Genomic DNA, 22428 nt, shown 5'->3' with positions numbered 1-22428 from the left:
TCCAAAAACCTGATTTAGAAAGTCACACTGATACCCGCATTGAAAACCCGGTACACCGGAAAAGCCAGATACCCATCGCCTTCGGGACCGAAATCGCCGGACTTCATTTTGTCCCAGGTAATGAGGTTCTGCCCGCTTACCAGCACCCGCAATTTATCCGCCCGGATGAGTTTAGATATGGAAAGCGGCAGGGTGTATGAAAGCTCGACATTTTTCAACCGTATATACGAACGGTCGTACAGGTAGTAATCGCTCCCTACGTGGTTCACGGTCCGTGCCAGCGACAATGCCGGCGAGGTAATCTTCTCCCCTGCCGCATGCCGCTCCGCCGTCCATGCATTGCGGTGCAGTGAGCCGAACACGCCGTCGTAATCGGTTTCGAAAACGCCCGTCCCGCCATACATGGCAGAATAGTTTCCCACGCCCTGGAACAGCACGCTCAGGTCGAAATTGTGATAAGTGATACCAGCTGAAATGCCATAGACCACGCTGGGTAACATGCCCGTACCGATCGGCGCCTTGTCGCGCTCGTCGATTTTGCCGTCAGCATTGAGGTCCTGGTATTTCAAATCGCCGGGGCGGGGCGTCCCGAAACTGTATGCGAGGTTGCTGTTATCGATTTCCTGCTGCGAATTGAAAAAGCCGTTTCCATTGCTGTAATCCACGCGGTAACCGAATGCCTGCCCGAATGCGTAACCTTCTTCCCATTTACGATAGGCATAATCCTCCGTTTTACGCGCCTCGTTCCAGCTGACGATCTTGTTTTTGGCATAGCTCAGCATCAGCCCCGCGTGGACGGAAAGGTCTTTATTAAACCTTTTTGCATAACTCACATGGATATCCATGCCCTTGTTCTCGAAAATCCCCGCATTGATCTTGGGGTAATTCTCCAAAGGAATGCCCTGGTAAAGCGGGATCGTCGACAGCGCCCCTACGACCATATTGTCCATCCGCTCCCTGAACACATCCACCGACACCGAGAATGCATTCAGCAAGCCGAGATCCATTCCGAAGTTCTGCTTTTTGGAAACTTCCGCACGGATATTCGGATTCCCCACCTGTCCTTCCTCGACCAGGTATTGCAGGGAACCGATCGGCCCGCCGCCCTTGACGGTCACATTGTCCAGGTAGGCGAAGCGCATCAGCCCGCTTTGGTCGTTGGCGGTTTTGCCGTACGAAGCGCGGAATTTCAGGTTGGTCAGGAATGCATTGTTCTTCAAAAACGGCTCGTTGGACACCACCCACGCCGCCGAAACTGCGGGTGTGCTGGTATAGCGCACATTCCGCGCATATTGCTCCGAACCCGAATAACCGAGGTCGAGCTTCACCAAATAGCGATTATCGAACCCGTAAGAAATCTCAAATCCTGAGCTTACGCGGTTGTAGGGAAGCAATCCGGGCGATGAATTATCCGCCTTTGTCAGGTTTTGATAAAACATATAGGCCATTCCACCTACCCGGTGCCGTCCGAAATCGCGCTTGTAGTTTGCCGCAATGTTGTAGGTAAGATGATAATAGTAGGAATGACCTTTGGAATAAGCCAGCGGCGTGTTGTTCTGCGCACCTTTTTTGGTGAATATCAATGCCGAATCGCTCGTTTGTACCCAGCGTTCATAGTCCTGCTTAGTGGAAAGGCTGCCCACCGAATTGGTCTGGTAAGCCATGGTACCCGTCAGGTTGAGGCCTTTCGTGAGAAAACCCATATCGAGATCTAAACCAAACTGGGACACGATATTGGTGACGGTATGCCTCGTGTACCCCGTGCGATTGAGCATACCGTAGGTTGGTGATTCTACCCGTTCGGTTGTAATCACTTTCCCTCCGGCATCTAGCACTTCGCCCGATGTGCTGGTTACCGCCGGCGTCACCGGGCCGTAAACGGTCGGCGGGATCTGGAAAATACTGCTGTAAACCTCCGCATTGCTTGCGCCGCCCGGCGTGCGTTCGCGCTTCACATTACCCGCGAGACGGATGAACGCTTTCAAATAACGGTTCAGGCTCATATCGATGTTGGAGCGGTAATTGACCCAGATATTGTTCGCATTTGGATCGTAGCGAGGTTGGTCGGTTTTGAAATAACCGCCCTGGTGCATGAAGTTGATGTTCGAGAAAAACTGCACCTTATCGTTGCCGCCCGTCACATTCACACTCGCACGCTGCATGGCCGCGAAGTTTTTGAGATAGCGGTCATACCAGTTGTTATTCGGGTACAAATCGCGGTTTTGTCCTGAGCGGTAACCTTCGATCTGCTGCTGACTGAACAGGTAATTCGCCCCCAAACCATCGTTTAATGCGGCCTGGTTGCGCATTTCGGCATATTCTGCGGCATTGTAAAAGGCAGGCTTCGTCGTAACCTGCTGCATGGATTGGTCGAAGCGCGTTTTGATTTGCAAAGGGCCCCTCCTGCCGCGCTTGGTTGTGATCACCAACAGGCCATTTGCGCTCTGAATACCGTACAATGCCTGCGTGGAAGCATCTTTCAGCACCGTAATGGATTCGATTTCATTGGCGGTGATGTATTCCAGTGTCTGGTTACTGTTATAAGCATTGATAATGCCATCGATGATCACCAGCGGGCCGGATGTGCGGGCCGCCGACAAGCCTCGGATGGAAAGGTTCGTCGTTGCACGCGAAAGTTCGGAGAATGCCTCCTGTGTGGTAAGGCCCGAAAGCCTGCCCGCCAAAGTTTGTGTCAGATTCGCGACGGGCGACTTTTCGAGCTCCTCTCCCTTCACAGTCGATATCGCGCCGGAGAGTTCGCTGCGCAGCTGAGAAGTGTAACCAAGCTGTACCACCTCGTCTTTGAAATGCGCGTCCCATTTCAAACGCACGTCCATTTCCTGCTTTCCCGAAAGGGCGACTTTCTCATTACCGTAGCCGTACAGCGAGAATACCAGCGCACGGCTACCATCGTCGACCGACACAGTAAATTCTCCTTTGATATTGGTAGACGTCCCGTTTTTGCCGTTTTCAGAAAGGATGGTCACACCCGCAAGCGGCTGACCGGACTCGTTCAGCACCGTACCCGCCACCGTCGCGGTAATTTCCTGCGCGTAGAGCGGCAGACCGGCCAGCAGGCAAGCCAATACCATGATTAATTTCGATTTGATAAAATGTATCATATTCTTGAAGATCTAGTCTTTGAATCCATTGATTACCAACCTGCATTTTGCCAGTCGGCCCCGGTAATGGAACGGAGGCGGTTCGCTTCGTTCAGCGGGATGGGCACCCACAGGAACTTGTTGGTATAGTTCTTGCGCTCGGTGGCGCGCACCGGCCTGCGGGCGTATGTGAAGGAGCCGTCGGCATTGCGGGTGATTTCCATAGCAGTTACCCAGCGGTCCGTTTTTGAGAGATCATCGGCCGGTTTCGACCAGCGCCGGAGATCGAAATAGCGATTTTCCTCCATGGCCAGCTCCACCCGACGCTCGGCGCGAATGCGCCTGATTAAATCCGCTTTCGAAAGTGAGGCGGGTAGTGCAGGCATGCCGGCCCGGGCGCGGATCTCATTCACGGCCTTCGCGGCATCGGCCAGCTGGCCGGCCTCTGCGGCGGCTTCGGCAAAGTTGAGGATTACCTCACCCAGGCGGAACAGCTTCCAGTTGGCCCCGGCAATGGGGTTATCCCCACCGGAATTCGGATGGAGGAACTTCCGCTCGAAGTAGCCTGTGCGGGTAGCCTTGCGTGTGCTCGGGTGAATGCCCGTCTGCGGCTCGTTTTTGTAAGTAGCGATCACGCGGGTACGGTTTCCGATCGGGGCAGGGTAATTTTCAAAAGACTCCGGCGCCTCGGCAAAGTTCCACATGGCTTTTCTTTTGGAACCATTGTAATAAATGGAAGCGTAAAAACGCGGGTCCCGTTTGGCATAAGGGTTTTTCGGATCGTAGGTTTTGTTGCCCGTGTTATAGTTCGGTTGCAAATGCTGCTCGTCGAGGTAGGGCTTATCGAGGTCGAGTACCGGCTGACCGTCGATGGTCTCATAGGCATCCACGAGCTCCTGTGTAGGACAAGTACCCGATTTGTAGCCGTCCTGCGAGCCTATTCCGTCGATATTCCAGATGTTCCCCTGGTTTTCGCGGCTCTGAAAAATCGTTTCACGGTCCACCGGATTGGGCGCGTACTTCATCGTTTGGGTGAAATACTCGTTGTAAAGCGCCGTTTTCTCGTTCTTATCCGGCCCGAGGAATGCCACGTCCGACAAATAGGTCTGTGGCAGGTTCACTTTGTTATACAGCTCGTAGCCATTGGCCCGCAGGTTTTCCAAAGATGTTTTATTCACCTGATAAGCCTCCTGCCAGTAATCCTTGCCTGCATTATTGAGTGGACTTGCTGCAAAAAGGATCATTTTGGATTTGATCGCCTCCGCCAGCGCCTTGTTCACGCGGCCGCCTTCGCTGTCGGTCGTAATACGCCAGGGCAGTTCAGCAGTGCTTAATGCCACGTCGCAATCTTCCATGATGAACTTGACAACCTCATAATAGCCGGCTTTTGTGACATTCGAAAAGTCCTGCTGAAAGTCGTATGGCTCACGCTCGATCGGCAGCACGGCACCAAACCATTTCAGCAGTTCGGAATAATAATAGGCGCGAAGCAAATGTGCCTCGGCTTTCCAGCGGGCCCGGTCGGCCGGGTTGCGGACCGTGGCCTTGTCAATGCGGCTGATGAACAACGTACAGTTGCGGATAGCACTCCAATAGCGGGCCCAGTACTCCCCATTTCCGGCATCCGCGCTGATGTTGGTGATCGGGTGGTTGCCGGCGGAAGCGTCGCCGTTATACATCCGTCCTGACATAATCCAGGATTCGGCCTCGGCGTCAGTATCCCAGCTCTCGTCGCTCCAATTCACAGGTCCGCGGCTCCAAAAGAAGTAGCGCGTACCTTTTACGGGGATATTGGCATAGCAGCTGTTCAGGAATGCACCGGTTTTGTCGTTATCGGCGAAAATCTCGTCCATGGTCAGTTTGCCATCCGGGGCCATGTCCAGCACGTCCTTGCAGGAAGTGACCGTGAGCATCACCAGTATCAATGCATATCGTAAAGCTCTCATTCTCATATTGCGGCGCTATTAGAAAGTGATATTCAAACCGAAATTGGCCATTTTCGTAACCGGGTAACCCAGCGAAGCATCGTTCTCGGGGTCGAGGTGGCCCATCTTCAAGTGCGCCCAGGTGAGGTAGTTCTGCGCGCTCACATACAGTCGCATTTTACTCACACCTACCGCCTTTAGCGAGCCTGCGGGCAACGTGTAGCCCAGTACCAGGTTTTTCAGGCGTGTGAACGAGCGGTTCATGACGAAAAAGTCATTCGCATTGTGGTTGGTATTGCTATGCGTGCTGAGGGCCGGATAGGTGATCTTCTCGCCGGCGGCATACCTTTCGGGTGTCCAGGCTGTTTTGTGGTAGTCAAAATAGGTTCCCCGGATAATGTACTCATACACCCCCTGCTGGGAATAGTTGCTGGAATATTTGCCTACCCCCTGAAAGAATGTCGTGAGATCGAAGCCCTTGTATTCGAAAGTGAGCGAGAGGCCGTAGATCACGCGCGGGATGTTGGAATAGCCAATCGGCGCCTGGTCTTTGTCGTTGATCACGCCATCCTTGTTCAGGTCGATGTATTTGAAATCGCCTACCCTCGGTTCGCCGAAACCATAAGTGGTCGTTTTGAGGTAGCTGTCCAGCTCTTCTTTTGAATTGAAATACCCGTTCCCATTGCTGTAATCAATTTTATAACCCCACGACTGGTTGAGCGAAAAGCCGGTGGAACGATAGCGGTAGGCATAAGTTTCGTCCCGCGCCGACTCGTCGAGAAACTTCACGGTGTTGTGGTTGTAACCGTAGTTTCCGGAAACCATCACCCTGAAATCCTTGGAGAATGCCTTGTTATAGGACAATTCCAGTTCAAACCCTTTATTATCCACCAAACCCATATTCACTTTGGGGATATTACCGAGGGGCACTCCCTGGAACTCCGGCACCGTTCCGCGGGATATCAGAATATTGCTGCGGCGTTCTTTGAATATATCCACAGAGAGATTGAGATCGCGTAAAACCTGCAAATCGAGTCCATAGTTCTGTTTTTTGGCGATTTCCCACGTGATATTGGGATTACCCAGCAAGCCCTGGTTGATCGTCTGCCCCAAGCCAAGGCTGGCCAGCGGTCCGTCCCCGCTCAGCGTGATGTTGCTCTGGTAAAGAAATCGCGCACTACCCATTTTATCATTTCCCACTTTGCCGTAGGAAGCCCGCAGTTTCAGATTGGTGATGTAGCGGTTGTTTTTGAGAAAATTCTCGTTGCTAATGATCCAGCCGGCCGAAAACGCGGGAAAAAAGCCGTAGCGATGCCCCGGCGCAAACTGCTCCGAACCATTGTAACCCATATTAACCTCCGCCAGATACCGCTCGTCGTAACCATAAGTGGCCCTCGCCGCAACACCCAATACATTGAACGGGATTTCGCCGCCGGTCGATTCCCAGGTATCGCGCTGGCCGAGGATCATGCCCGTCACATCGTGCTTACCGAACGCCCGGGCGTAATTGATGGAACCCTGCACATTGATATTGTAACGCGAATCAGCTCCTTTCGTAAGCGTCAGCAGCGATTCATCGGAACGCTTCACGGCATAGCTCAATTTATCGTTCACCATATCCACCTCAGCCAGGTAAAGCCTTTCCGATTTCCTGCCCTGCATAGCCGTGGTAGCTTTTGAATCGTATGAAAGCATCCCTTTCAGACTCAAACCTTTTGTAACAACATCGCTTAGGTCCCATTCGGCCCCGAACGACGCATTCAGGTTCGACCGGACTTCGTTGCGGGCGCCCATGCGGTTCATGATCTCGAATGCGGAACGGTCCATATAACCCGGGTCGACGATCTGCCCCGGCGCTACGCCGAAGCCATCGATGGTCGTGGGGCCGGGCGTAATGGGCAATATCGTTTGCGCCTGGTAAATGAGGTCGCTCATCATCCAGCCGGTATCACTGTTGCCATAAAGCCACGCGGCGGGCATATTCACCTGTTCAATGTAGCTGCCGATGTTCAGGAAGGACTTCAGCGAATTGGTGACCTTATAATCGAGGTTCGCGCGGAAGTTGTAGCGGTCCATTTTAGCAGCGGGATCATAGCCCAGTACCGATTTCGGCTCGGTGTTGAGGTTACCGCCCTGATGCAGGTAGCCGCCATTCACAAAATAGGAAACCTTATCGGTGCCGCCGGTCACGTTCATGTTGACGCGCGTCTGGGGCGCGTACCGTGAGATGTATTCCCGGTAATAGTCGTGATCCGGGTAAATGTATTTTCTCACCATCGCTTTCCGGGCATAATCCGGATCGTTCGGGTCGAGGCCGGCGAGCGGATTGGCATATTTGGCCATTACCTCCGCGGAAAAAGGTAGCGGTGTAATTCCGTCATTTTTGGAAGCCTCATTGCGCAGCGCCATGTATTCGAGCGAATGCAGGCGTTCGGGCTCGCGGGTAAAAGAGGTGAAACTTTGTTCGGCATTGATCGTCAGCTCATTCTTGCCTGCCGTGCCGCGTTTGGTAGTGATCAGGATCACCCCGTTGGCCCCTCTCACGCCGAAAACGGCTGTCGCGGAAGCATCTTTCAAAATGGATACGGAGGCTACCTCGTTAGCGTCGAGCGTGCGGATATTGTCGCGCGGGACACCGTCGATGAGGATCAGCGGACTGCGCCCATTGGTCGTGGCTGCGCCCCGGAGGTACATCGTCGCATCATCGCGTCCCGGCTGGCCCCCACCCGATTGGATGGAGGTCAGGCCCGGTAAGCGTCCCGACAAAGAATTGGCCAAGCTTGCTGATGAACTCTGCTGCAATACTTCCGACGTGACCGACGATACCGAGCCGGTCACTGATACCTTTTTTTGCTCGCCAAAACCTACGACGACCACTTCCTCCAATGCTTTTTCGTCCACTTTCAGGGTAATATCCATATTCGCAGCATTGCCGATGCGGATTTCCTGGCTGATATACCCCACAAAACTGACTATCACAATATCTTTATCCTCGGGTACCGAAAGCTGGTAAATACCCTCGATATTGGTGGAAGTCCCCACCGTTGTCCCCTTTACTACCACGCTCGCGCCGGGAATGGGTTCGCCCTTTTCGTCGAGTACTTTGCCGGTAATATCGCGGTCTGCCTGCTTTCTCGGGATGCTATTTTCAAAGGGTTCTGTCTTTAAAGACGTCTTTTTCTCCACCGCTTTTCGCAGGAGAATGGTCTTTTTAGAAACCTTGTATTCAATCCCCAGCGGGCTGAGCAGCGTTTCGAGTACCGTATCCAGCCGCTGGTTCTGGTAATCGAGCGTCACTTTGCGTTCGGCATGGATTACTTCGGCGCTGTAAATGAAACGGACCTTGGTCTGGCTTTCTATTTTCTCCAACACTTTTTCCATATCCATTTCAGTAACGGATATTGATATACGCTGGCTTAAAATCTCCTGTGCACGCAGGTCTTTGGCCAGCGAGAACTGCATACAGAGCATCCAGAGCAAACACGGGACAATGCTGATTTTCATGATCTGCCAAATGATCTCCTTGTAATGTTTTCCCATAAGTAAAAAGGTTAAGTAATGCTATTCGCAGCCTTCCGAAGTGATAGCCACCGTGCTTCCCCGCGTCTCATACCGCGCATTCACGACCGCGCATATGAGGTCAAGCTTTTCGTGCACGGGTTCGTCTCCGAGTTTAGCGGTGAGCGTGCAATGCTGAATCGACCGCGCGTCAAACTGGATATCGATGCCATAGGTTTTTTCCAGCTCGACAAATACCTCGGCCAGGGGCGTTCGTTTGAATTCAAAATTCTGGCTTTCGGCCGGCAGGTTGAGCAGCACCGGCTTCTGCACCGTTTTTGTAATCATATTCAGGCTCTTGCGGTTGAAAGTAACCTGCTCGTTCGGCTTCAAAATCAGCTTTTTACCCGCACCAACCTGGCTTCTTCCTTCATTTTCCAATGCCGAAACTTCTACCACACCCGTTTTCACCACCAGCTCCACATCGTCGTCGCCATCGTTGGCCTTGATACTGAAACTTGTGCCTTTGACCTTGGTAACCATCGAACCTGCGAACACAAAAAACGGCTGTTCCGGATTTTTTACTATTTCAAAAAACGCCTCCCCGCGCAGCGTAACTTCCCGGCGATCGGCTGCAAATACGGCTGGATAACTGATCCGTGCCTGCTTTTTGAGGATTACCGAACTACCGTCCGGCAGGTTCACGAGCTGTATGGCATTGGTTTGATTATAAATTTCCAACTGTCCCGGCTTATTACCGTCGCCGAGACCGGCTACAAAAGTTTGCAGGCTTTGAAGGTTTTCTTTTTCCTGGAATAATGCCGTCACAATACCCAATGCAAGCAACAACATGGCCGCTATTTTGAGCCAATTACTTTTCCACCAGGGCAATGCACGCAGTTTCTCATCCGGAATGGCATTCAGGATTTCGCTCACACGCAGCTTCACTTCCGAATCGGGCAACGCATCGAGCTCGCCGCGGACGACCAGTAATAGCTCGCGGGCCTGCTCGATGTTGGCTTGCTGCTCCGGATGGTTGCGGATAAAGTCTTGCCAAAACACATCCTGCTCACCATGGTACACCCAACGCTGAAACGCGAGGTCATCGAGCCAATCCTTCGCCTGGAAATGACTATAATTATTCATGGATTTTCTTTAACTATTTGCTTTGATACGATGAGTAGCGTGTCTGCAAATAGTACCCATGGGTTTCAAAAAATTTTCAGAAATTTTTCAGTGCCAGGCAATTTCGGAGCATAAGGCGAGAAAAATAGTGACATGCTGCCAGTAATCGCGCAGTTTCTGGATGCCGTATTGCAGGTAATTGGCCACAGCCTGCCGTTGCAGCCCCATGACGGTCGCAATCTCTTCATAGGACAGATTTTCGTAATATTTGAGGTAGAGGGCTTCTTTCTGGCGTTTGGGCAGTGCGTCGATGGCTTGTTTCAGGCGGTGGCTCGTGAGTTGGTCCGTTTCCTGAATGATCCAGTCGGATTCGGGAGAAATGTCGTCCTGAACGTCGTCGTCGCGGATGTCGGAGAAAACCGATTGCCTGCGGATGCGGCGGATGAGGTTGTTCCGCAGCGATTGAAAGAGGTAGGGTTTGATGGCGGCGATGTAGGAGAGCGCTTCGCGTTTTTCCCAGATTTCGAGAAAAAGGTCCTGCAAGCAATCCTTGATCAGGTCGCGGTCGGGTGTGAAACGCGTGCCGTAATGGTAAAGCGCGGCATAATTCAGTTCGGTGAGCTCACCGAACGCAGTTTTATCCCCCGCACAAAACTGCTGCCAGCGTGTGATCAGATAGGTTTCTGATGGACGTTCTGAATTTTTCACAGGATAGGAATAGTCAGCGGTCTGAAATACGCTCCTTGATGTCCGGCAAACGCCTGGCATCAGTACGTAAATATCTGTACTGACTATCCCTCAACTATCCTGCCCTGTCATGGTTTATTTAAAAAATTTCTCCGATTTGGTCAATATTTACTCCAAGTACTTTTTGTGCAATGGCATTCAATGCCGCTTTATCGCCTTCGAAATGGAACGTGCTCTGCCGATGGGTAATGGCTTCGCCTTCCTTCAACGCTTTCACCGATGAGTTGGATTCCAGTTCGTAAAAGGGTCCCATTTGTGTGCCGTCGGCCAGTTTACCATCGTTGTAGGCATTTAAAGCATCGCCGTTGTACGGATCTTTATGCAACTCCCAGGTCGACTTCATGTACTGGCCCTGTGGGTCGAGGTCGAATTGAATGATGGTAAGAATGCCCTTTTCAGCGTCATAACTTCCGGCCACATTTCTGGCCGATTTCGGTGCGATACCGATCTTGCTGCGGTGTTTTCCGTCGGCTTTGAGAAACAATACCGAGTCTTTGACAACGAGCCTGTCGGCAGGTATCCGACCAAAATAATCGTCGGTAATGAGCGGCTTGTCGGATAATGCTTTCGAAAACGGTGCAATGATGGTCGTCTGGTCCGATGGCCGGAACATCCCCAGCAGCCAAATACCCAGCATTCCCGTTTCAGGCTTCCAGGTTTCATCTTTATTGGTCACGACGTTGGTGGAACGGTACGCAACCGCCTTGATGCCGCTTAATGCAGGCAAATCGAGCAAGTTGACGATCTCCTCCTTTGCCAGCATCTGAATTTTCCGGCTGATCTCTATCACGAACATCTTGCCCGAATAATTCTCTATCATCGCATCGATCTGAAATTTCACCGAAGAGCCATCTGATTCCACCACTTGATAGGCCACCGTGTCGATCAGCGCCGGCGTTTGCCAGTTTTCGAAATCAAAGCTTTGTCCTTTTTTGAAATACACCGAAAACTGACCGCCTTCGGGCGACAGCCAGAAACGCTCTTCCCCACCAAAGCCATTCATATGCTGCTGGTACTGACCGTTTTCGATGAGCTTGTAATTGATCCAGCCATAGCTGTTGCCGCCGTCGCCATTGGCAGTACTGGTCATCACCCTGCCCTGGTATGCCGGAATGACAATAGCCTGTGCCTCTGCATTATCCGGTGCAGCGAGCACGACGGCGTCCTTATATTTCTTCAAAAATGCCAGGTCGTAGCCGAACGTGCCGGCCGCCTGTGTTTGTGTTGTTTCCAATTGCTTCTGATCACTTTTATGGTTCGACGAACAGCCTATGGCCGCCATTATCGCCATCAGGATTACCGGGTAATGCGCTTTCATAGGCTATTCTTTCAAATAGTTACCATAACCGACGATCAGCACCGAGAGGATAATCACCAGAATGCCGATGACGATCGAGGAAATGGTCTTTTTAGTTACTCCTTTCCACTCTTTCAGGACTAGTCCCCACGAGTTGGCAACGAGGATAATGAATGCCATGTGCAGGATCCACGAGCTCGGGCCATTGCCCAACTTGCTCTCTCCCATGCCATAAAAGAAGAATTGCAGGAACCACGTAGTACCGGCTAATGCAGAAAAAATATAGTTCGACAACAACGGCGTCGAAGAATCGGTATAGTTGCCGAATGTTTTGTTGCGTGCATTGAGGAGCATACACCAGATGAAATTGGTGGTAAGCCCGCCCCAGAGGATCACGACGTAGGTCACATTGTTTTGGAACAAAAATTCTCCCTGACCTGGGTTGGCCGCTTTCCAGATTTCGTTCGCCTCCTGGGCCATTACCTTGCCAGCGTCGATCCCGAATGCGAAACAAGCGCTAAGAATACCCGAAATGATCGATACCGTCAAACCAAGCCCGATTTTAAACTCGGTATTATCCGCTGCGACGTGACCGGTTTTACGCAAATCGGCGTCCTTCATCGCTCCGGCCTTCCCGCAGATAACGATACCAATCACACAAACGAGCAAACCGATAAGCACCCATTGGCCCCAGGTGTTGCTGAAAAGCATTGAAATTGTATCCTTGCCTGGCTGCGGGTTGAATTCGTAGTAAACCGATGGGATCAACGCACCAAAAACAGAGCAGAGCCCGAGGATGATCGAACTCCCGAGCGCCACACCCAGGTAGCGCACGCCCAGCCCGTACGTGAGGCCGCCTATGCCCCAGAGCACCCCGAAGAAGTAGGTCAGAAAGAGAATGCCGCCGTGGGTATGGGCGATGATTTCAGTATACCCCGGAATGGTGAGGTAAGCCGCGAGCGGCGGGACGATCAGCCAGGAGAAGAGCCCTCCGACGATCCAGTAAGATTCCCAGGCCCAGCCTTTGACCTGCTTGTAGGGAATATAAAAACTGCCGGAGGCGAAGCCACCGATGAAATGGAAGATAACACCCAGAAGAGCTTGCATGAAATAAAATTAGAATTTTATCATGTAAGAGCGATCCTCCGGGTATCTACTGACAGGCCATGGAAGTCTTTAAAATTGATATGCAGCTCAATCGCCGACAACAACCTTCCTGACAACCCGGCTGTTACCCGCTTTGAGCTCGATCAAATATAGTCCCGCGGGCCATTGCGCGGTGGATATTTGCTGCGTTTCACTGGCACGGATGCTGCGGTTCCGGAGCATCCGTACACCGCCTGCCGAGAGCACATCAAATGTGCCGGTTTGGGAAGAATATACTTTGAAAAAGTCGACCGACGGATTCGGAAAAACCTTCACCTCGCCCGCATCACCGGGCTCCACGCCCGTGACGGAAACGGGCAGTATGTTGGTCAGCAGCCGCACGCCACCGGCATTGTTGCCGATCGCGACGTCCGGCTTTTTATCGCCGTTCAGGTCAGCTACGGCCAGGGAGAGGTAGTTTCCGAGATACGGATTGCCCGCCCTGCCATTGATGCTGATGATGGCGCTGGCGCGGTCGGTCCATTTGCCCCAATCGGCGTTGTTGAACACGCGAATCGTGCCGGTGTGATCGACGGTCGCGAGATCGGGTTTACCGTCGAGGTCGAAATCAGCCACAGCTACCTGCGAAAAGCGGCCTGCAAAATTGATACCCACACCTGCGAAAGAGTCGGTTTCGAGTTTGAATGTGTATTGCTTACTGCTGCCGGTGTTGGTGTAGGAATAAATATTACCCTGCGTTTTACCGATGAGCAGGTCGAGGTCGCCATCGCCGTCGGCATCGTAGAAATAGGGCGAATCGCCTATTTGCAGTTCGGCAGGTAATGCAATGGTGACCGCGTCGGCCAAGTTTAGCTGCGCTGCGCCGCCATTGGTGCCTTTGTTAGGAATGTAGCGATATTCGAGTTTCAAGGTAGAAGAAGCTGTGGCTGCAAAACCAAGGTCGGGAACGCCATCACCATTAAAATCCGCCCATTGGGGTTTGATATTGTAAACCGAAAGTTTGGGAAGGAGTTCGAGGTAATCCTGCGATTCGAATGTAAAATTCGGTTCCGTGGCCGTTCCGGTGTTTCTCAAAAGCCAGAAGCTCCCCTTGAATCCGCCCGCATACGGCATTCCGCCCGTGCCGATGAGCATATCCAGGTCGCCATCACCGTCGATGTCAAAAAAGGAGGGCACTGCATTCTCCCCTACATCAATCATCTGGTCCTGCAAGAAGTTTTTGCGCACGAGTTTGAAAATGGGTTTATCGCTCGTGCCTTGGTTGTGATAGTACCAGCCCGAGGATTTGAAATCGGTCATATTCGCGTCGCTCGCGGGCAGGCTTGGCGCGATGAGCAGGTCTTTGACGCCGTCGAAATCCACATCTTCGTAAAAACCCGCTGGAAAAATGTGCAGCGCTACGGGATCCACAGCCGGATAGGTGTTGGTGAAAGCGGTAAAATTGGCCATGATGCCTTTGGCGGAGTTGGTTAAAAATGAAATGTGGTCGTTGCTCACGTGGCCGGCGAGGAGGTCTTTGGTACCATCGCCATTCAAGTCATGGAGAAGGATCGAATTTCCCGCGTGCCGGATGCCCAGGGGCGAGGCCACGCGCTTGGATGGATCGGTTACCACGCCGCAATCCACGCCTACCACGAAATCTTCGGCACCTCCTTTATGAAAATTCCCCCAGCAATCGCCATTGCGCTGAAAAACCGGGCTGGCCTGTGTGCCGAGGCTGTCGCGCACCCCGAATTTCTCCACACTCAGGTTCTGGTGGAGTTCAATGTAATTTCCTGAAAAATCGAAGGTGAGCAGATCGAGGTCGCCGTCGTCGTCGATATCGGTAATGGCCGGAATGTCGGTACCCGACACCTGCATATTGATATTACCCGAGAAGCCTTTGGTATACAACACATCACGAACCTTTTTCCACGACCACACATTCCCCGTTTTGACCTGCTGATAAACCACAATACCCAGCGACGTGCTCGCAAAAAGGTCTTTCAAGCCGTCGCCGTTGTAATCGGCGAGGATCATCCAATTATCCACCTGCGGAAAAAGCGTTTCGTAATAGGGCGCGTGGATGAAGGTCTTTTTACCTGCATTCAGCGGATCAGGCCCTGCCAAAAACGTGGTAACCTTGCTGTTGGTACGATCGTACACGACAAGGTCCTCGTCGGCGTCGTTATTCAAATGCATTTTCAGGAACTGCGAGGCATTGAGCCCCCCACCCCAGGGATTCGTCATTTTCACGCCGCCGGTCGACACACTTGTAAGCGTATCCAGCTTGAACCAGGCTTGCTGGGCCAGCAGGTGAGAAGGTTTATAAAAGCAAATCAGGCACAGGATGAAGGAGGTAAATTTGGTTCGCATCGTTGAGGAATAATCTATTAGTTTTGCAGGTTTCCGGCGGTCCGCCGCGGTTTAGTTTGTCCTAAACCTAACGAAATAAGCCTGCATAACTTTATAACGAGCCAACATTTCATGTATACTTCCATAGAAACACTTTACGATATATACCGCAAGGGCGCCAAAGTTTCCACCGACACCCGGCAGATCAGCGAAGGCTGCATTTTCTTCGCATTGAAAGGCGATAAATTCGATGGTAACCAATATGCCGTTGAGGCATTGCAAAAAGGCGCCGCCTATGCCGTGGTGGATGACCCGAATGTAGTCGCCAGCGACCGTTTTCTGCTGTTCGAAGACGGCCTAACGGCCTTGCAGGACCTGGCGCGGCATCATCGTAAAACTTTCGAATTCCCGGTAGTGGCATTGACCGGTTCAAATGGCAAGACCACCACTAAAGAGCTCATTGCGAAAGTGCTTTCGATGAAGTTCAATACCTACGCTACGCGCGGGAATCTGAATAACCACATCGGGGTACCGCTCACGATCCTGAGCATTGATCCCGCGAAGCATGAAATGGCGGTGATCGAAATGGGCGCCAACCACCAGCAGGAGATTGCATTGCTCGCCAGCATTGCGCAGCCTACCCACGGGCTTATTACCAACATCGGCAAGGCGCATTTGGAAGGTTTCGGAGGTGTTGCGGGCATTATCAAAGGCAAGGGTGAGCTGTTCGACTATCTTTCCAAAAAGAAGGGGACCGTGTTTGTAAACTCCACGCAGGAGGTGATCATGGACATGGTAAGCAAGCGTCGGGCATTTGGTGAGATCGTATTCTATTGCTCCGAAAACAGCCCGGTGAATCCGACGCTGATCGAAGAGAACCCGAACGTCGTATTCAGCAACGGCGGCAAGGTCGTAACCACGCATCTGCCGGGAAGGTACAATTTCGACAACATTTGTGCTGCACTTGCCGTAGGAAAGCATTTCGGCGTGGAAGATGCCGATGCCTATGAGGCCGTTGCTACTTACGAACCCGACAATAACCGTTCGCAAATCGTCAAAAAGGGCACAAATACGGTGATTATGGACGCTTATAATGCCAATCCGTCGTCGATGGCGGCTGCCGTGGCCAATTTTGCCAGGATGGAAGCACCCAGAAAGATCCTTATTCTGGGCGACATGTTCGAGCTGGGCGATGCCGCGCCGGAGGAACATTTGGCATTGGGAAAACAAATTGCCGGTGAGAAGTTCGACGTCGTAATACTTGCGGGGAAACTCATGCAACACGCGCTGCCCGCATTGCCAAAGGCTTACTATTTTCCCGATAAATTCTCGCTGCATAACTGGATTATGGATAATCCGCAAGAAAATACATATTTCCTCATCAAAGGCTCACGCGGCATGTCGCTGGAAACGGTACTCAGTGTTATGCCCGATAAATAATTTATAATTACAGTTATTATCAGTATAATTATATTGCAAAAATTGATGACAATATAAACGCCATCTATAACAACTCCGTTCCCATAAATAAAACTAAACTCATTGGATTAAATCAACTCTTTCCTGGCATAGTACCAGGTTAAGGTTTGACCCATGTACTCATCGTTCGTAGTTTTGTAACACCAAAAAATACAATTTATAAACAAACGAGCAATCATGGCTAATAGACTGTTATCAGTGGGATCGGTTTTCCCGGAATTCAAAAAGACATCCGTAGTATCGCTTGAAAAAGGAAACGAATTCTACGATATTACCTCAGAAGACCACAAAAATGCTGAGAAATGGATGGTCATGTTCTGGTGGCCAAAAGACTTCACTTTTGTGTGCCCTACCGAGATTGCAGAATTCAACAAACACACTGCAGACTTCGCTGACCGTGACACGATCCTGATCGGTGCTTCTACCGACAGCGAATACGTACACCTGGCTTGGCGCAAAAACCACGACGACCTGCGCGACCTGCAATTCCCGATGCTGGCCGATACTTCGAAATCATTGGCAGAAGAGCTGGGTATCCTCGAAGCGAACGAAAAAATCGCTTACCGCGTGACTTACATCGTGGATCCCCAAGGTATCATCCGTTGGGTATCTGTAAACGACCTTTCAGTAGGCCGTAACGTACCGGAAGTTTTGCGCGTACTCGATGCGTTGCAAACCGACGAACTTTGCCCTTGCAACTGGCAAAAAGGCGAAGCTACCATCGCGTAACCACCCATTGAAAGCAGTTCGCAGCGGTTAGTCATTCGCACGCCGGTTCTGTGAACTGCTTTTTTACTACCCACGGGAAAGCCTTCCCACCCAAAATTCAAACCAACATGTATCCATTTGCAGCCACAGGGAACACGAAAGAGTCCCTGTATAAAGAGGTCAATTTGCCTGCGGAATTCGAAAGTGTACTGATCAACAAGCTCGCGGCGCTTGACCACCGTTACCTCAAAGACCTGAAAATCAATGTGGGTAATGTATTGAAATCACAAACCTTGAACCGTAAGGAAGCATTGCTGCTCGCATTGTCAGTTGCGGTGAACGAGAAGAATGCGGCGCTGATCGCGGCCCTGGAAGAACTCGCGGCACAGGAAGGTGCTGACGAGAAGGAAATCGCGGAGGTAACGGCCTGCGTGTCATTGATGAATGCGAACAACGTGTTCTACCGTTTCCGCCACTTCATGCACAAGGAGTTTTATGATAATGCACCTGCGGGCATCAAAATGAGCATTATGGTGAACCCGGTGCTCGGCAAAGAATTTTTCGAACTTTTGAGCCTTGTCGTATCCGCATTGAACGGTTGCGAAATGTGCGTGACTTCGCACGAGCAGTCGGTATTGAACCATGGCGGTTCTCAGGCACGCATATTCGATGCAGTAAGGCTCGGAGCGATCTTCAAGAGCTTTTCTGTTTTGATATAAAACAAAGCTAGCCAGGTCTTTAAGATCTGGCTAGTCCCAAATTATCCATCCTATTTCTCTATTGTTTCTCTTTTGAATGCGGCGACAAATGATGTATGCCGCCGACAGCCCTACTCAACCTTGCGCAGCTCGGTAGTAGATGTGCTCTCCTCCCCTTTTTCGATCGACTTCACAACCCCTACACCCGGTGCAGTCCAAAGCGTTACATTGACCACCTCCGTGGTGATCTCCGGCTGCGTCACCTCCGTTTCGAATTTGGTATAAACTTCGTAGGAATACTCCCACTTAGTGCAATTGAAATTACCTGCCGGCGTAGTTACTGATTCTTCGGCAACCGCCTTGCCGTTTTTATACGTCAGCCGTGATTCGAGCTTGCCAAGGACCGAGCCTTCATCTTCAATCGGAATTTCGAGCTCCATCAACACCTTGATAGGGTCGCCTTTGAATGTAAGAGCGCTGTTGACCTTTCCGTTATTTTCCAGAAACTGGTATTGAGGGAAACCGGTAACCTTGAAATCCGAGATGTAAGCGATGTCGTTGATTTCATTAACCAGCGCTTTCATGGCTGTCGGATAAGGCAGCTCGTTGGTAGTGGTACCGCCTTTGGCATATGCCTTCGACACCAGCGTCATTTCCTCCTCATTTTCCCGGATCAGGTTGTGGATCGTATGCACATCCATTCCGGCCGAGTCTTTGGTACTGACGATCTTCGTAATCATATCGCCCATGGAACCGTCGGAGTCGGTAATTTTGTAAGTATAACTTTTGTCTTTGGTTGGGATAAATGCCTTCTCCGTCCCGCCGGGATTACCGCCGTCCGGATCGGGGTTCTTATCGTCGTCCTTACAGGCAGTGAATGACATAGCCAGGACGGCCAGGGCCAAAGCAGATTTCGCGAATCGGCTGATAGCCAGTGAGGGTGCTTGGATTTTCATTTTCATGGCAAATTTTAGATTTGTTTAGATTTCAATTGATTTCATAAAGTTTGATCGCCGACTGGCCGGTCGTGTCTTTTTCCAACTCCTTCCGGAGCCTTTCATTCAGGGATTTTCTAACTGAAAGTTTCCTGACATCCAGCACTTCCGGCTCGGTGGTTTCTGATACGAGGTGATTACTATGGGCATAGTACCGGACGATTGTCGATTTCTTTTCCGAGGAGATTTCCACTACCCAGAAGCCCCGTTCGGGGAATGGCTGCCTTGCCGAACGCGTGGCTTTGGATACAGCCTGATGGCGAATGCCCGCTGCGACCAGGAAGCCCGCCAGCATATAATGTGTTAGGATGTTCATGGCTACATTTCATTTCAACTGAAAAAATGGTTGATCACCGTCCGCCCCGAACTCATAAACTTGGGCTCCTGCCAATGCGCCTTCACGAGGTTACGTATCACGACCATATGCGCGCACAGGAGGATTGGCATCACGACGCCGAGCAACAGCACAAACGGGAACTGCAACACCAGCACATTGGGTTGGTCGAGACCGATCGACTGGAATACGAACGGTACAGACAATATGGTACAGAATATTTCATTGACCAGTAATCCCAGGCACAGGAAGTTCCAGAGCACCATCAGCCGCCATTTCATTCCGTTGCGCATGGCGCCGAGGTAGTAAATGCAGGGCGTCGAAAGTCCGGCCAGGATATCGGGGTTACCACCTCCGAAAGTCATTTCATGCGGCACCATTTTGTCGATAAAAGCCCAGTAAAGTACCACCTCGATCGGCGCCCTTACGACGTGGATCATTGTAAGCAAGTCTACATTCATCCGGTCGATAAGCGCTTTCCCGGGCCCACTCAGAAAGAGCCAGGCCATCAGGAGAGCGGGTGGGACCACCAGTAATAGCAGTCTTGGAAAAATGGTATCGGTAACTTTGAAATATCCCGTCAGGGCGGTCCCGCATTGTATCGCTATCCAGAGGGCGACCAGCGCGGCGAAGAGCCGGGAGCCTCTCACAGCCTGGTGGAAAGTAAATACCACCAGGAGTGTGATCAGGCCGAATATGATACTGGTACAATACGTGGAGCTGTCCATTACCGCTACCTACTCTTTCAGCAGCTTCGCTTGTGCGTTGTCCTTAAAAGTGTTGACGGCTTCGACGTCGGCGTTGATGGTTCCCTGGTAGTTGACGAAGATTCCGTAGCCACCGCTGTTGGAAATCACCGACTTACGGATCGCCATACGTGACTGTCCACCGTAGATCGCGATGTTGGCCTTCTTGCCCGACACGATGGCAATGTTACCGCCTCCGGATACTTCCGCATTTTCGATCACGTTTTTGTCGCTGGTCGAGAAGCAGAGCAACCCTTTCCAGTAAGCGGCGGTGTTTTCAGCGCCACGGATGATGATCTTGTTCGTTTCGGTTCCTATTGCGTTGAAATAGCCGTCCTCAATGGTAATATAGCCCGCGCGGCCTACCTCGATGATCACGCCCGGCAAAAGCTTCCAATTGGCGTCCGAAGCAATGTTTTCAAGAATGCGGTAAGGCGTTTTATCTTTGAAGCCCTTCCAAACTACCTCCGTCGTAGCGTTTTTAGGCAGGGATGATCCGAAAATCTCTACCACGTTGCGTCCATTCCCGTTCGTGAATTTAGAATCCGTATCGAGGTTTTTCACGTTTTCCGCGCCCATGAGGATGCCCGCTTCGGTATTGTCCTTGAAATTGTTCTTTTCAAACGATGCCAGAATTACCGAATATTCGAGGTAGAGGCCATAACCTGCATTCTGCTCGAAAAGACAGTTTTTAATATTCACTTCGGCACGACCGGCCCCGAGGACCGCCATACCTGCTTTGATAGTCGCGTAAAGCGGCTTGCTGCCCGCATGCATTACCTGCACGTGTTCGAGCGTGTTCGCACTGCTCGACGAGCGGAATACGATACCCGACCAGAAACCTTTGGTAGCTTCCTTACCGATAAAACGGATCGGTTTCGCCGAATCGCCCTTGGCGAGCAACACACCGCCGCCGTCGTTGATTTCAATGCGGGTATCCCGCGCAAATGCAATCACCACGCCCGGCTTGATTTCAAGCTCCGCATTCACCGACACATTCGCATTCACGATGTAATCCGGAATGGCCGGATTGTTGATGCGGTCGGTAAGGGTGAGTTTAGCACGGATATTCGCGTCGATCACAATCGGTTCAATCACGGTGGCGGTGATCAGGACTTTGTCTTTACTCTGCCCGTTTGCATTGCTGATGGTCAGTTCTACTTCGTACTCACCAGGAAGGTCGGCCGTGAAGGTTGGCTTGGCGGTGGTAGCCGAGGCCAGATTGGCGGTACTACCCGCCGGTTTTTTACTGAATGCCCAACTGAATTCGAACGGCTTGTTCTCGCTGTCGGTAGATGCGCTACCGTCGAGGTTCACAACAGAGCCTGCGTTTACATTCTGGTCCGCACCTGCTTTGGCGGTCAATGTGTTGGATGGTGTTGGATCTTCGTCCTCCTTGCAGCTACCCAGCAACAGGGCAAAGGACAAGGCTGCCCAAAGAATTCTTCTTGCTTTTAACATGGCTAATAATCCAAATGATTTAAATGAATTTCACTTCCATTTTTCAATGGCGGTGCAATTTTAAACCGATTTGGCGAGCCTGGGAAACGCAGCAAACCGAGTGTCGATCAACAGCGGGTTTTGTCGACAAACGCCATTTGCAGCGCCATTTAAAAGGTCAGCTTGAAGCGGCGCTGGCAGTCGTTGCGGAAATTACGCCCGATAGGCAGCTCCTTTCCGGCGATTTCAAGCTTATGCGAATGGTAGCTTTCCACCTTGTCCACCGACACAATGAACGACCGGTGAATGCGAATGAACCCGTCCTCGGGAAGGAGTTCTTCCAAAAGGCTGATTTTCTGTTTCGAAATGAGGGCCTTATCTTTCAAAACGACCTTAATATAGTCTCTTAAACTCTCGATCCAGTAAATGTCGTTGACGTTCACCTTCACCATTTTACGGTCCACTTTTAAATACAAAAACACATCCTGGCTAGCCGGTGTAGCCTTTTGCGTTATGGAAACGGATTGGTTAGAAATGTTTAAACCTGTAAATACCTTGTCCATTGCCCTCAGGAAACGCTCGAACGGAATGGGTTTCATTAAGTAATCAACCGCATTGAGGTCGAAACCTTCCACGGCATAATCCTGGTATGCGGTAGTGAAAACGACTTTCGGCGGGTTTTTAAGGCTTCTCAGCAGATCGGTGCCTTTCAGTCCGGGCATTTTCACGTCGAGGAACATCAGGTCGATCTTCTGCTGCTGCAATACCTGAAATGCCTGGATCGCATCCTGGCAGCGCGCCGCGACTTCTATTTCCGCAAAATTGGCGAGGTAGTTGTCCAACACCTCGATCGCATGGGGTTCATCGTCCACCAGAATGGCTTTCAACTTCATA

General features: G+C 51.4%; 16 protein-coding genes. 3 read left to right on the top strand and 13 right to left on the bottom strand.

Going from position 1 to position 22428, the window contains the following annotated elements; genetic code table 11:
* Positions 1–14 precede the first annotated feature (14 nt).
* The 8 genes from ACQ4MZ_RS09470 to ACQ4MZ_RS09435 form a co-directional block, all read right to left on the bottom strand.
* Entirely contained in the window at positions 15–3092 is a 3078-nt protein-coding gene (locus ACQ4MZ_RS09470) for a SusC/RagA family TonB-linked outer membrane protein (RefSeq protein ID WP_430844542.1), read from the bottom strand.
* Positions 3093–3154: 62 nt separating this feature from the next.
* The gene (locus tag ACQ4MZ_RS09465) at positions 3155–5053 is read right to left on the bottom strand and encodes a RagB/SusD family nutrient uptake outer membrane protein (RefSeq protein WP_430844540.1); all 1899 of its coding nucleotides are present in this window, start codon (positions 5051–5053) and stop codon (positions 3155–3157) included.
* A 12-nt stretch (positions 5054–5065) separates the two neighbouring features.
* On the bottom strand, positions 5066–8566 hold the full coding sequence (locus tag ACQ4MZ_RS09460; RefSeq protein ID WP_430844539.1) for a TonB-dependent receptor: 3501 nt from the start codon (positions 8564–8566) through the stop codon (positions 5066–5068).
* Between the two features lie 21 nt (positions 8567–8587).
* The gene (locus tag ACQ4MZ_RS09455) at positions 8588–9670 is read right to left on the bottom strand and encodes a FecR family protein (RefSeq protein WP_430844537.1); all 1083 of its coding nucleotides are present in this window, start codon (positions 9668–9670) and stop codon (positions 8588–8590) included.
* A gap of 87 nt (positions 9671–9757) precedes the next feature.
* The gene (locus tag ACQ4MZ_RS09450; RefSeq protein ID WP_430844535.1) at positions 9758–10357 is read right to left on the bottom strand and encodes an RNA polymerase sigma factor; all 600 of its coding nucleotides are present in this window, start codon (positions 10355–10357) and stop codon (positions 9758–9760) included.
* 118 nt (positions 10358–10475) lie between these two features.
* Entirely contained in the window at positions 10476–11714 is a 1239-nt protein-coding gene (locus ACQ4MZ_RS09445) for a DUF6786 family protein (protein ID WP_430844534.1), read from the bottom strand.
* 3 nt (positions 11715–11717) lie between these two features.
* On the bottom strand, positions 11718–12800 hold the full coding sequence (rhaT, locus tag ACQ4MZ_RS09440; RefSeq protein ID WP_430844532.1) for an L-rhamnose/proton symporter RhaT: 1083 nt from the start codon (positions 12798–12800) through the stop codon (positions 11718–11720).
* 87 nt (positions 12801–12887) lie between these two features.
* On the bottom strand, positions 12888–15155 hold the full coding sequence (locus ACQ4MZ_RS09435) for an FG-GAP-like repeat-containing protein (RefSeq protein ID WP_430844531.1): 2268 nt from the start codon (positions 15153–15155) through the stop codon (positions 12888–12890).
* Positions 15156–15266: 111 nt separating this feature from the next.
* Between ACQ4MZ_RS09435 and ACQ4MZ_RS09430 the strand changes: the two genes are divergently transcribed.
* The 3 genes from ACQ4MZ_RS09430 (at position 15267) to ACQ4MZ_RS09420 (ending at position 18040) form a co-directional block, all read left to right on the top strand.
* A complete protein-coding gene (locus tag ACQ4MZ_RS09430; protein WP_430844530.1) occupies positions 15267–16574 on the top strand; it encodes a UDP-N-acetylmuramoyl-tripeptide--D-alanyl-D-alanine ligase in 1308 nt (435 codons plus the stop codon).
* Between the two features lie 216 nt (positions 16575–16790).
* Complete coding sequence (locus ACQ4MZ_RS09425) at positions 16791–17342, top strand: peroxiredoxin (RefSeq protein ID WP_223402263.1); 552 nt, start codon at positions 16791–16793, stop codon at positions 17340–17342.
* A 107-nt stretch (positions 17343–17449) separates the two neighbouring features.
* Positions 17450–18040, top strand: coding sequence for a carboxymuconolactone decarboxylase family protein (locus ACQ4MZ_RS09420; RefSeq protein ID WP_430844528.1), 591 nt, complete (start codon positions 17450–17452; stop codon positions 18038–18040).
* Between the two features lie 110 nt (positions 18041–18150).
* Here ACQ4MZ_RS09420 and ACQ4MZ_RS09415 read toward each other — a convergent pair whose 3' ends face one another.
* The 5 genes from ACQ4MZ_RS09415 to ACQ4MZ_RS09395 form a co-directional block, all read right to left on the bottom strand.
* The gene (locus ACQ4MZ_RS09415; protein WP_430844526.1) at positions 18151–18975 is read right to left on the bottom strand and encodes a TapB family protein; all 825 of its coding nucleotides are present in this window, start codon (positions 18973–18975) and stop codon (positions 18151–18153) included.
* A 31-nt stretch (positions 18976–19006) separates the two neighbouring features.
* On the bottom strand, positions 19007–19330 hold the full coding sequence (locus tag ACQ4MZ_RS09410) for a hypothetical protein (protein ID WP_430844524.1): 324 nt from the start codon (positions 19328–19330) through the stop codon (positions 19007–19009).
* A gap of 14 nt (positions 19331–19344) precedes the next feature.
* Positions 19345–20076 (bottom strand): hypothetical protein, encoded by a 732-nt coding sequence (locus ACQ4MZ_RS09405; protein ID WP_430844523.1) that lies wholly within the window; start codon positions 20074–20076, stop codon positions 19345–19347.
* Positions 20077–20085: 9 nt separating this feature from the next.
* A complete protein-coding gene (locus tag ACQ4MZ_RS09400) occupies positions 20086–21555 on the bottom strand; it encodes a right-handed parallel beta-helix repeat-containing protein (protein ID WP_430844521.1) in 1470 nt (489 codons plus the stop codon).
* 149 nt (positions 21556–21704) lie between these two features.
* On the bottom strand, positions 21705–22427 hold the full coding sequence (locus ACQ4MZ_RS09395) for a LytR/AlgR family response regulator transcription factor (protein ID WP_430844519.1): 723 nt from the start codon (positions 22425–22427) through the stop codon (positions 21705–21707).
* Between the last annotated feature and the right edge of the window lies 1 nt (position 22428).

The sequence above is a fragment of the Dyadobacter sp. BHUBP1 genome, assembly GCF_050587785.1.
Lineage (GTDB): Bacteria > Bacteroidota > Bacteroidia > Cytophagales > Spirosomataceae > Dyadobacter.
The sequence above is the reverse complement of the archived record's forward strand: the minus strand, read 5'-3'. Positions and strand labels throughout refer to the sequence as shown.

Coding starts and splice junctions, on each gene's coding strand:
- ACQ4MZ_RS09465 (WP_430844540.1), bottom strand. CDS start 5,053: ATGAGAATGAGAGCTTTACGATATGCATTGATACTGGTGATGCTCACG.
- ACQ4MZ_RS09425 (WP_223402263.1), top strand. CDS start 16,791: ATGGCTAATAGACTGTTATCAGTGGGATCGGTTTTCCCGGAATTCAAA.
- ACQ4MZ_RS09460 (WP_430844539.1), bottom strand. CDS start 8,566: ATGGGAAAACATTACAAGGAGATCATTTGGCAGATCATGAAAATCAGC.
- ACQ4MZ_RS09435 (WP_430844531.1), bottom strand. CDS start 15,155: ATGCGAACCAAATTTACCTCCTTCATCCTGTGCCTGATTTGCTTTTAT.
- ACQ4MZ_RS09395 (WP_430844519.1), bottom strand. CDS start 22,427: ATGAAGTTGAAAGCCATTCTGGTGGACGATGAACCCCATGCGATCGAG.
- ACQ4MZ_RS09470 (WP_430844542.1), bottom strand. CDS start 3,092: ATGGTATTGGCTTGCCTGCTGGCCGGTCTGCCGCTCTACGCGCAGGAA.
- ACQ4MZ_RS09415 (WP_430844526.1), bottom strand. CDS start 18,975: ATGAAAATCCAAGCACCCTCACTGGCTATCAGCCGATTCGCGAAATCT.
- rhaT (WP_430844532.1), bottom strand. CDS start 12,800: ATGCAAGCTCTTCTGGGTGTTATCTTCCATTTCATCGGTGGCTTCGCC.
- ACQ4MZ_RS09455 (WP_430844537.1), bottom strand. CDS start 9,670: ATGAATAATTATAGTCATTTCCAGGCGAAGGATTGGCTCGATGACCTC.
- ACQ4MZ_RS09410 (WP_430844524.1), bottom strand. CDS start 19,330: ATGAACATCCTAACACATTATATGCTGGCGGGCTTCCTGGTCGCAGCG.
- ACQ4MZ_RS09405 (WP_430844523.1), bottom strand. CDS start 20,076: ATGGACAGCTCCACGTATTGTACCAGTATCATATTCGGCCTGATCACA.
- ACQ4MZ_RS09430 (WP_430844530.1), top strand. CDS start 15,267: ATGTATACTTCCATAGAAACACTTTACGATATATACCGCAAGGGCGCC.
- ACQ4MZ_RS09445 (WP_430844534.1), bottom strand. CDS start 11,714: ATGAAAGCGCATTACCCGGTAATCCTGATGGCGATAATGGCGGCCATA.
- ACQ4MZ_RS09400 (WP_430844521.1), bottom strand. CDS start 21,555: ATGTTAAAAGCAAGAAGAATTCTTTGGGCAGCCTTGTCCTTTGCCCTG.
- ACQ4MZ_RS09420 (WP_430844528.1), top strand. CDS start 17,450: ATGTATCCATTTGCAGCCACAGGGAACACGAAAGAGTCCCTGTATAAA.